Below are 8888 nucleotides of genomic sequence, written 5' to 3' on the forward strand. Positions count from 1 at the left end.
GTCGTCGAGAGGTTCGAACCGCCAGTCCATCGCCTTCGTCCAGTCGATCGGTGTCTCCACGCCCGCGATGCGGTGCGGCCAGTCGAGGCCCATCGCGATCGGCACGAGCATCGTCGGCAGGCCGAGCTGTGCGACGACGGCGCCGTCGACGAACTCGACCATCGAGTGGATGTACTGCTGCGGGTGCACAACCGTCTCGACACGATCGATCGGGATGTCGAACAGCAGGTGGGCCTCGATCACCTCGAGGCCCTTGTTGACGAGCGTCGCCGAGTTGGTCGTGATGACCTTGCCCATCGCGAAGTTGGGGTGCTTCAGGGCTTGTGCGGGTGTGACGTCGGCCAGCTCGGCGCGGCTCATGCCGCGAAACGGCCCTCCACTGGCGGTGACGACGAGTTTGCGAACCTCGTCGTGCGTACCGGAGGTGAGCGCCTGCGCGATGGCCGAGTGCTCCGAGTCGACGGGCACGATCTGCCCGGGCCTTTCGAGACGCTTGACGATCGGGCCACCGACGATGAGCGACTCCTTGTTCGCGAGCGCCAGCGTGCTGCCCGCCTCGAGCGCTGCGATCGTCGGGCGCAGACCGATCGAACCGGTGATGCCGTTGAGCACGACGTCCGCGCCGACGCTCGCGACCTGCACCGACGCGTCGTCACCACTGACGACGCGGCTGACAACCTGCTTGCCTGCGCCCGACGCCGCATCGGCGATGAGCGTCTCGAGCCGTGCCGCGTCACCGGAGGCGATACCGACGAGCTCGACGTCGAACTCGACGGCCTGACGCGCGACGAGCTCGAGGTCACGCCCGCCGGAGCTGAGCGCGACGATGCGGAAGCGCTCGGGGTTGTTCCGCGCGATCTGGCACGCCTGGGTGCCGATCGAACCGGTGGAGCCGAGCAGGGAGACGGTGCGCTGGGTGGTCACGCCCCCATTGTGTACGAGACGTCTGACAACCGCCCCCGAGCCCGCTGCGACGAACCATCGCTCACGACGCGAGGCGTCGCCACTCAGCGCCTCAGTGAGACCCGGTGACGGCCGCCGCTCGCCCGGACGTCAGCACTCGATGACGTTGACGGCCAGCCCGCCGCGTGCCGTCTCCTTGTACTTGACGCTCATGTCTCGGCCGGTCTCGCGCATCGTCTTCATCGCCTGGTCGAGGCTGACGGTGTGCTTGCCGTCACCGCGACGCGACAGGCGAGCGGCGTTGATCGCCTTCATCGAGGCGATCGCGTTGCGTTCGATGCACGGGATCTGCACGAGCCCGCCGACAGGGTCGCACGTCAGGCCGAGGTTGTGCTCGATGCCGATCTCGGCGGCGTTCTCGACCTGCTCGGGGTTGCCGCCGATGACCTCGCACAACGCACCGGACGCCATCGCGCACGCCGAGCCGACCTCGCCCTGGCAGCCGACCTCGGCGCCCGAGATGGAGGCGTTCTCCTTGAACAGGATGCCGATGGCCGCAGCCGTCAGCAGGAACCGGACGATGCCGTCCTCATCCGCGCCGGGGACGAACTTGACGTAGTACTTGAGGACGGCGGGGATGATGCCGGCCGCACCGTTCGTCGGCGCGGTGACGACGCGCCCGCCCGCGGCGTTCTCCTCGTTGACGGCCATGGCGAACAGGTTGACCCAGTCCATGACATCGAGCGGGTCGATCGGGTAGCCGGGCTCGACCTGCTGCTGCAGCGCACGGTGGATGGCGGGGGCGCGGCGCGGCACCTTGAGCCCGCCGGGGAGGGTGCCCTCGGTCGAGAAACCGTTGGTGATGCACTGATCCATGACCGACCACAGGTGCAGCATGCCCGAGCGCACCTCCTCCTCGGTGCGCCACGACAGCTCGTTGCGCATCATGACCTCGCTGATCGGCAGACCCGTGCGCGCACAGATCTCGAGCAGTTCCTTGCCCGTGTTGAACGGGAACTCGACGGGCGTCGTGTCCTGCACGACACGGTCGGCGCCGAGCGCGTCCTCGTCGACGACGAACCCGCCTCCGACGGAGTAGTAGACGCGCTCGAGAAGCACCGATCCGTCAGCGCCGAGCGCCCGAGCGATCATGCCGTTCGGGTGCCCGGGCAGCGTCTTGCGGCGGTGCAGGACGAGGTCGTCGTCGTCGAGGGGCACCGCGCGCAGGCCGCCGAGCAGAAGGCGGTGGGTCTCCTTGACCGCGTGGAAACGCGCGTCCGCGGTGTCGGTGTCGACCGTCTCCGGGTCCTCACCCATCAGGCCGAGGACGACCGCCTTGTCGGAGCCGTGCCCGTGGCCGGTCTGCCCGAGCGACCCGCACAATTCGACCTGGACGCGCGCGACGTCGTCGAAGAGCCCTGCCTCGCGCAGGGATTCGAGGAACCGCCCCGCGGCTCGCATCGGACCGACGGTGTGGGACGACGAGGGTCCGATACCGATCGAGTACAGTTCGAATGCACTCAGCGCCATGCCACACCATCCATCATGCGGACAGATTCGCACACAATGTGGCCACACGAGTAATCGAGGCCCCCCTCAGGTATGTGGGCAGCGCAGGTGACTCACCGGTAGCCTGCGGAGCATGACTGATACGACGCGAGAATTCGACATCGTCCTCTACGGCGCGACCGGGTTCGTCGGCCGGCTCGTCGCGAAGCACCTCGCCGAGCACGCGCCGAATGACATCCGCATCGCCCTCGCCGGACGCACCGCCTCGAAGGTCGAGAAGGTGCGCGACGACCTGAGCACCGAGGCCGCAGCCGCCGCCGGTTGGGGCATCGTGACAGCCGACTCCGGCGACGAGGCGTCGCTGCACGCCCTCGCGAACCGGGCACGCGTCGTCATCTCCACCGTCGGCCCGTACGCGCGCCACGGTCTGCCGCTCGTCGGCGCCTGTGCCGAGGCCGGCACCCACTACGTCGACCTCACCGGCGAGGTGCTCTGCGCCCACGACTGCATCGACCGCTACGACGCGACGGCCCGCGCGAACGGCGCACGCATCGTCAACTCGTGCGGCTACGACTCGGTGCCCTCCGACCTCGGCGTCTTCCTGCTCGCCCAGACGGCGCGTGAGGCCGGTGACGGGGAGCTCACGGCGACGACCGAGTACGCGTCGATGAAGGGCGGCATGAGCGGCGGGACGATCGCCTCGGCGATGCAGCAGGCCGACGACATCGCCGACGACCCCGCTCGCCGCAAGATCGCCGGCGACAAGTTCTCCCTCTCCCCCGACCGCTCGCGCGAGCCGAGCGGCGAGTTCAAGGACTCGCTGTCGGTGTGGTACTCCGACGACGTCGACGCGTGGGTCGCGCCGTTCCTCATGGCCTCCTACAACACGCGCATCGTGCGCCGCAGCAACGCGCTGCTCGGCCACGCGTACGGCTCGGGTTTCCGCTACCGCGAGGTGATGAAGGCCGGCAAGGGCGTCAAGGGTCGCGCGATGGCGTACGCCGTCGCGGGTGCGCTGGGGGCGGGCTTCGGCGCGATGGGCGTCAAGCGTCTGCGCCCGCTGCTCGAACGCCTCGTCCCCGCGCCGGGCAGCGGCCCGAGCGAGGAAGCGCGCGAGAAGGGCTTCTTCCGCATGGACATCCGCTCGACGACGACGAGCGGCGCCCGCTACCGCTCGATCGTCGCCTCGCAGGGCGACCCGGGCTACAAGGCGACGGCCGTCATGCTCGGCGAGGCGGCCGTGACGCTGGCGCTCGGCGACCTGCCGACGCTGCCCGGCGAGGCGGACGGCGGCGTCCTCACGCCCGCCGTCGCCCTCGGGGCGCCGTATGCCGAGCGCCTGCGTCAGCACGGCGTGACGCTCGAGGTGACGAAGCTCGGCTGATTTCGAAAGCTCGGCTGAGTTCGAGTGACGTAGCGTTCGTCCCCGGGACCGATGCGGTGCCGGGGACGAACCGTTCTCGGCATGCGCCGAGATCGGCAGCCGCCGCGCCGAGGTGCAGCACCAGCTCGTCATAGCCGGCGCGGACGACGCCGCGCGGCGTCGCGAACGTCACGAGTGGTGGCGCAGCACCTCACCGAGAGCGTCGAGGACGCTGGCATCCTCGATCGTGCCGGGCACCTGGGGCGTCTCACCGTCGGCCATCTGGCGCATCGTCTTGCGCAGGATCTTGCCCGATCGCGTCTTCGGCAGGGCCTGGACGACGTCGACGTCGCTGAGCGAGGCGAGCGCCCCGACCTCGGCGCGCACGCGCGCCTTGAGTTCGTCGCGGACGGTGAGCAACTCGTCGTCGGTGTACTCCCGCCCGGCCTTGAGCACGACGAGCGCCCGCGGCACCTGGCCCTTGAGCTGGTCGGCGACCCCGATGACGGCGCACTCGGCGACGGCGGGGTGCCCCGCGAGCGCGGCCTCGAGGGCGCCCGTCGACAGGCGATGCCCCGCGACGTTGAGCACGTCGTCGGTGCGGCCCATGACCCACACGTACCCGTCGTCGTCGATGTAGCCGCCGTCACCGGTGAGGTAGTAGCCCTCGAACGCGGACAGGTAGGAGCTGACGTAGCGCTCGTCGCCACCCCACAGCGTCGCGAGCGTACCGGGCGGCAGCGGCAGCTTGAGGCACACGGCACCCTCGACGCCTGGTTCGACGGGCGAGCCGTCGGGCGCGAGCACCTGCACGTCGTAGCCGGGCAGGGGCTTGGTCGCCGATCCGGGCTTCGGCGCGAACGACTCGATGCCGACCGGGTTCGCGACGATGGGCCACCCCGTCTCCGTCTGCCACCAGTTGTCGACGACCGGCACCCCGAGCTTGTCGTGCGCCCAGGCGTAGGTGTCGGGGTCGAGGCGCTCACCGGCGAGGAAGAGCGTCCGCAACGACGACAGGTCGTGCCCGGCGATCAACGAGCCGTCCGGATCCTCCTTCTTGATCGCGCGGATCGCCGTCGGCGCCGTGAACAGGCCCGCGACGCCGTACTGCTCGACGATGCGCCAGAACGCGCCGGCGTCCGGGGTGCCGACGGGCTTGCCCTCGTACAGCACCGTCGTCAGGCCCGCGAACAGCGGCGCGTAGACGATGTAGGAGTGGCCGACCACCCAGCCGACGTCGCTGGCCGTGAACCACACGTCACCGGCCTCCATGCCGTAGACGTGCTTCATCGACCACGTCAGGGCCACGGCATGGCCACCGTTGTCACGCACGATGCCCTTCGGCCGCCCCGTCGTGCCGGAGGTGTAGAGGATGTAGAGCGGGTCGGTGGCCGCGACGGCGACGCAGCCGGCGGGCTGCACCGCACCAGGCGCCATGACCTGCGCCCAGTCGAAGTCCTTCTCCCCCAGGCTCGCCTCGCACTGCGGGCGCTGCACGATGACGCAGTGCCCCACCTCGTGCGACGCGCGGGCGAGTGCCGCGTCGAGCATCGGCTTGTACTCGATGACGCGGGTGCGCTCGACGCCGCAGCTCGCGGACAGCACGACCTTGGGCTGGGCGTCGTCGATGCGTGCGGCCAGCTCGGTGGGCGCAAAGCCGCCGAACACAACCGAGTGCACCGCCCCGATGCGCGCGCAGGCGAGCATCGAGATGACGGCCTCCGCGATCATCGGCATGTAGATGACGACCCGGTCGCCCTTCTCCACCCCGAGCGCCTGGAGCACCCCGGCGAGGCGGGCGACCTCGTCGAGCAGTTCGGCGTAGGTGTACGTGCGGCTCGTGCCGGTGACGGCGCTGTCGTGGATGAGCGCCGGCTGATCGGCGCGGCCGGCGATGACGTGCCGGTCGAGCGCGTTGTAGCAGGTGTTGAGCCGCGCGTCGGGAAACCAGCGGTACAGCGGGGCGCTCGAGGCGTCGAGCGCCCCCTTGGGTCGGGTGATCCAGTCGACGCCGCTGGCGGCCTCGAGCCAGAACCCCTCGGGGTCGTCGAGGCTGCGCACGTGGAGTGAGGCGTGGTCGAACGTGACGTCGGTCATACACCCATCTTGCCTCGTGATCGCGAGGTTCCGGGTGAGTTCGCCGCCGTGCTCGGCGACGAATCGCTCGTGTGCCACGCTTGGCCTCATGCTTCGTGAGATCCACTCGGCCGACGAGCTGCTCGCCCATCTGCAGGACGGCGGAACCGTCAGCGGTCTGCGGCTGCAGGGCGTCGACCTCGCCAGCGCTGCCGGCGAGGCGTTGATCGCTCTGCCGAACCGCTTCGACGGTCTCGTCGTGCTCGGCGGCCACGTGCCGGCGTCCACGGCTCGGACGTTGACCGACCGCGGCGCCATCCTGTTTCCCAGCGATCCGCACCTGCCGATCGACCCCTACCGCGCGCGTCTCTACTCCGCCGGCGAGCTCTATGCTGGCCTCGAGCGCGGCTACGAACACACCCCTGACGCGCAGGCGTATCGCTGGTCGCGTGACTGCCGCGTGGCGCATGACGCCTATGCGGGCGCCATGCGCGGGCTGCACGACGAGTCGATGCGCGACGCCCTGCACGAGAGCCTCGAGGGCCGACGCACCGTCGGCATCATGGGTGGTCACGCGATGGGACGCACGAGTACCGCGTACGCCGAGATCGCCCGGTTGGCGCGTGATCTCGCCGGCGGCGGCCACGTCGTCCTGACCGGCGGCGGGCCCGGCGCGATGGAGGCTGCGAACCTCGGCGCGGCTGACCGCGTCGGCGGCCTCGACACGGCGCTGGAGTGCCTGGCGAGCGTCGAGTCGTTCCGTCCGAGCATCGACGCCTGGGCGCACAGCGCTTTCGCGTCGCGCGAGCTGCTGGGCGTGGCTGATGGCGCGGGTGACGACGTGCGCAGCGTCGGCATCCCGACGTGGTTCTACGGCCACGAACCGCCCAACGTCTTCGGTGACGTCATCGCCAAGTTCTTCTCCAACGCCCTGCGCGAGGACGACCTGCTCGCCGGCGCCAGCGGCGGCATCATCGTCCTCGAGGGCGCCGCGGGCACCGTGCAGGAGATCTTCCAGAGCGTCACGCCGCTGTACTACGCCGCCGACGACGTGCCGCTGCCGCACCTCGTCCTCGTCGGGCGCGCACAGTGGACGGACGTCGTCCCCGTCTGGCCGGCGCTCACCGCGCTCGCGGCGGGGCGACGCTTCGCCGACCACCTCCACCTCGTCGAGACGCCCGCGGAGGCGTTCGCAGTGTTGACGGGCGCCTGAGCTCATCGCAGCCTCAGGCTTGACGCATCATCGGCCCAAACGCATCACGAATGACGCATTTGGGGCGATGATCGGGGCGAGCTGCTCGTGTCAGGCCGTCTTGGCGGCGAGCTGCCCGCACGCTCCGTCGATGTCGGAACCACGCGTGTCGCGCACCGTCGTCGGGATGCCGCCCGCGCGTAGGCGCTCGACGAAGTTCTGCTCGACGCCCTTGCGCGACGCCGTCCACTTCGAGCCCGGCGTCGGGTTGAGCGGGATCGGGTTGACGTGCACCCACCCCTTGCCACGCGCGTTGAGCTTCTTCGCGAGCAGATCCGCGCGCCAGCCCTGGTCGTTGATGTCCTTGATGAGCGCGTACTCGATGCTGACGCGACGCCCCGTCGCCTCGAAGTAGCGATGCGCCGCATCGAGGGCCTCGTCGACGCTCCAGCGCGTGTTGATGGGCACCAGCTCGTTGCGCAGTTCGTCGTCGGGCGCGTGCAGCGACAGCGCCAGCGTCACCGGAATGCCCTCGGCCGCGAGCTTGTCGATGGCCGGCACGAGACCGACCGTCGACATCGTCACGCCGCGAGCCGACATGCCGAGCCCCTCCGGGGCGGGCGAGACGAGCCGCTTGATCGCGTCGATCGCCTGGCGGTAGTTGGCGAGCGCCTCCCCCATGCCCATGAACACGACGTTGCTGACGCGCAGCGGCGTCTCGCGCTCGTCGTCGTCGAGGCCGGGCAGCTCGCCGGAGCGCAGCAACCGCGCGCCGGCGACGACCTGCTCGACGATCTCCGCCGTCGTGAGGTTGCGCGTCAGCCCTTCCTGCCCGGTCGCGCAGAACGGGCAGTTCATGCCGCAGCCGGCCTGGCTGGAGATGCACATCGTGACGCGGCCGGGGTAGCGCATGATGACGCTCTCGACGAGCGCGCCGTCGAACAGGCGGTGCACCTGCTTGAGCGTGTTACCGCCGTCGGCGACGAGCGTCTTGATGCTCGTCAGCAGCGTCGGCATGAGCTGCGCGACCATCTCCTCGCGCCCGTTCTTCGGCAGGTCCGTCATCTCGGCAGGGTCGGCGACGAAGCGTTCGAAGTAGTGGTTCGACAGCTGCTTGGCGCGGAACGCGGGCAGCCCGAGCTCCTTCGCTAACGCCTGACGCCCGGCGAGGTCGAAGTCCGCCAGGTGCTTCGGCGGCTTGCCGCGCCGCGGCGCGGTGAACGTCAGCTGGCCCGGAACGGGACGCTTCGCCGTCGGCTCGGGCAGGTCGGTCGTGGTCGATTCGGTGGTGCTCAATGGAAGAACTCCTCGCCTCAGCTGGCGAACGCGGTGAGAACGGCCCAGGTGACGGGGGCCGCGAGAACGAGCGAGTCGAGACGGTCCATGAGACCGCCGTGACCCGGGATGAGGTTGCTCATGTCCTTGATGCCGAGATCGCGCTTGATCATCGACTCGCACAGATCGCCGACGGTGGCCGCGACGACGACGAGCGAGCCGAGCAGGATGCCGACCCAGAACGGCGCGTGCAGGATGAGGGTCACCGTCAGCACGCCGATGACGACGCAGCTCAGCCACGACCCGGCGAAGCCCTCCCACGACTTCTTGGGGCTGACGGTCGGCGCCATCGGGTGCTTGCCGAACAGCACGCCGGCGACGTAGCCGCCGATGTCACTGCCGATCGTCACGAGGATGAACGTGATGATGCGGCTGACGCCGTCATCAGCATGCAGGAGCATCATCGCGAACGACACGAGCGCCGGCACGTACAGCGCGATGAGCGCCGCCGACGCGGTGTCGGGCGCGAGGCGGTTGCTCGCCGCACCCCAGACGATGAAGACGAGGACG

At 69.9% G+C, this 8888-nt stretch carries 7 protein-coding genes; 2 read left to right on the forward strand and 5 right to left on the reverse strand.

The features are described from left to right. On the reverse strand, nt 1–924 hold a 924-nt coding region (locus AX669_RS11200; protein WP_062258479.1), incomplete at its 3' end, for a 1-deoxy-D-xylulose-5-phosphate reductoisomerase. A gap of 129 nt (nt 925–1053) precedes the next feature. Further along, nucleotides 1054–2433, reverse strand: a complete 1380-nt coding sequence (locus AX669_RS11205; RefSeq protein WP_062258481.1) for an L-serine ammonia-lyase — start codon at nt 2431–2433, stop codon at nt 1054–1056. A 112-nt stretch (nt 2434–2545) separates the two neighbouring features. Here AX669_RS11205 and AX669_RS11210 point away from each other — a divergent pair, with 112 nt between their 5' ends. Beyond that, on the forward strand, nt 2546–3796 hold the full coding sequence (locus AX669_RS11210; protein WP_062258483.1) for a trans-acting enoyl reductase family protein: 1251 nt from the start codon (nt 2546–2548) through the stop codon (nt 3794–3796). A gap of 168 nt (nt 3797–3964) precedes the next feature. Here AX669_RS11210 and AX669_RS11215 read toward each other — a convergent pair whose 3' ends face one another. Continuing rightward, complete coding sequence (locus tag AX669_RS11215; protein ID WP_062258485.1) at nt 3965–5872, reverse strand: acetate--CoA ligase; 1908 nt, start codon at nt 5870–5872, stop codon at nt 3965–3967. Nucleotides 5873–5960: 88 nt separating this feature from the next. On the opposite strand from AX669_RS11215, the gene AX669_RS11220 reads away from it, so the two are divergent. After that, nucleotides 5961–7064, forward strand: a complete 1104-nt coding sequence (locus AX669_RS11220; protein WP_006944873.1) for an LOG family protein — start codon at nt 5961–5963, stop codon at nt 7062–7064. A gap of 90 nt (nt 7065–7154) precedes the next feature. Here AX669_RS11220 and rlmN read toward each other — a convergent pair whose 3' ends face one another. Both rlmN and AX669_RS11230 read right to left on the reverse strand, forming a co-directional pair. After that, nucleotides 7155–8339 carry a 23S rRNA (adenine(2503)-C(2))-methyltransferase RlmN gene (rlmN, locus tag AX669_RS11225; protein WP_006944853.1) on the reverse strand — a complete coding sequence of 395 codons (1185 nt, stop codon included), beginning with the start codon at nt 8337–8339 and terminating at the stop codon, nt 7155–7157. A 17-nt stretch (nt 8340–8356) separates the two neighbouring features. Beyond that, nucleotides 8357–8888: phosphatidate cytidylyltransferase (locus AX669_RS11230; RefSeq protein ID WP_156445001.1), on the reverse strand; the 532-nt coding region annotated here is incomplete at its 5' end.

Source organism: Dermacoccus sp. CCH2-D9 (genome assembly GCF_001556795.1).
In the GTDB taxonomy this organism is placed as follows: Bacteria; Actinomycetota; Actinomycetes; order Actinomycetales; family Dermatophilaceae; genus Dermacoccus; species Dermacoccus nishinomiyaensis.

Bases quoted from the DNA above. Each gene is read 5' to 3' on its own strand.
- AX669_RS11220 (WP_006944873.1), top strand. From the start codon at position 5,961: ATGCTTCGTGAGATCCACTCGGCCGACGAGCTGCTCGCCCATCTGCAG.
- AX669_RS11210 (WP_062258483.1), top strand. From the start codon at position 2,546: ATGACTGATACGACGCGAGAATTCGACATCGTCCTCTACGGCGCGACC.
- AX669_RS11205 (WP_062258481.1), bottom strand. From the start codon at position 2,433: ATGGCGCTGAGTGCATTCGAACTGTACTCGATCGGTATCGGACCCTCG.
- AX669_RS11215 (WP_062258485.1), bottom strand. From the start codon at position 5,872: ATGACCGACGTCACGTTCGACCACGCCTCACTCCACGTGCGCAGCCTC.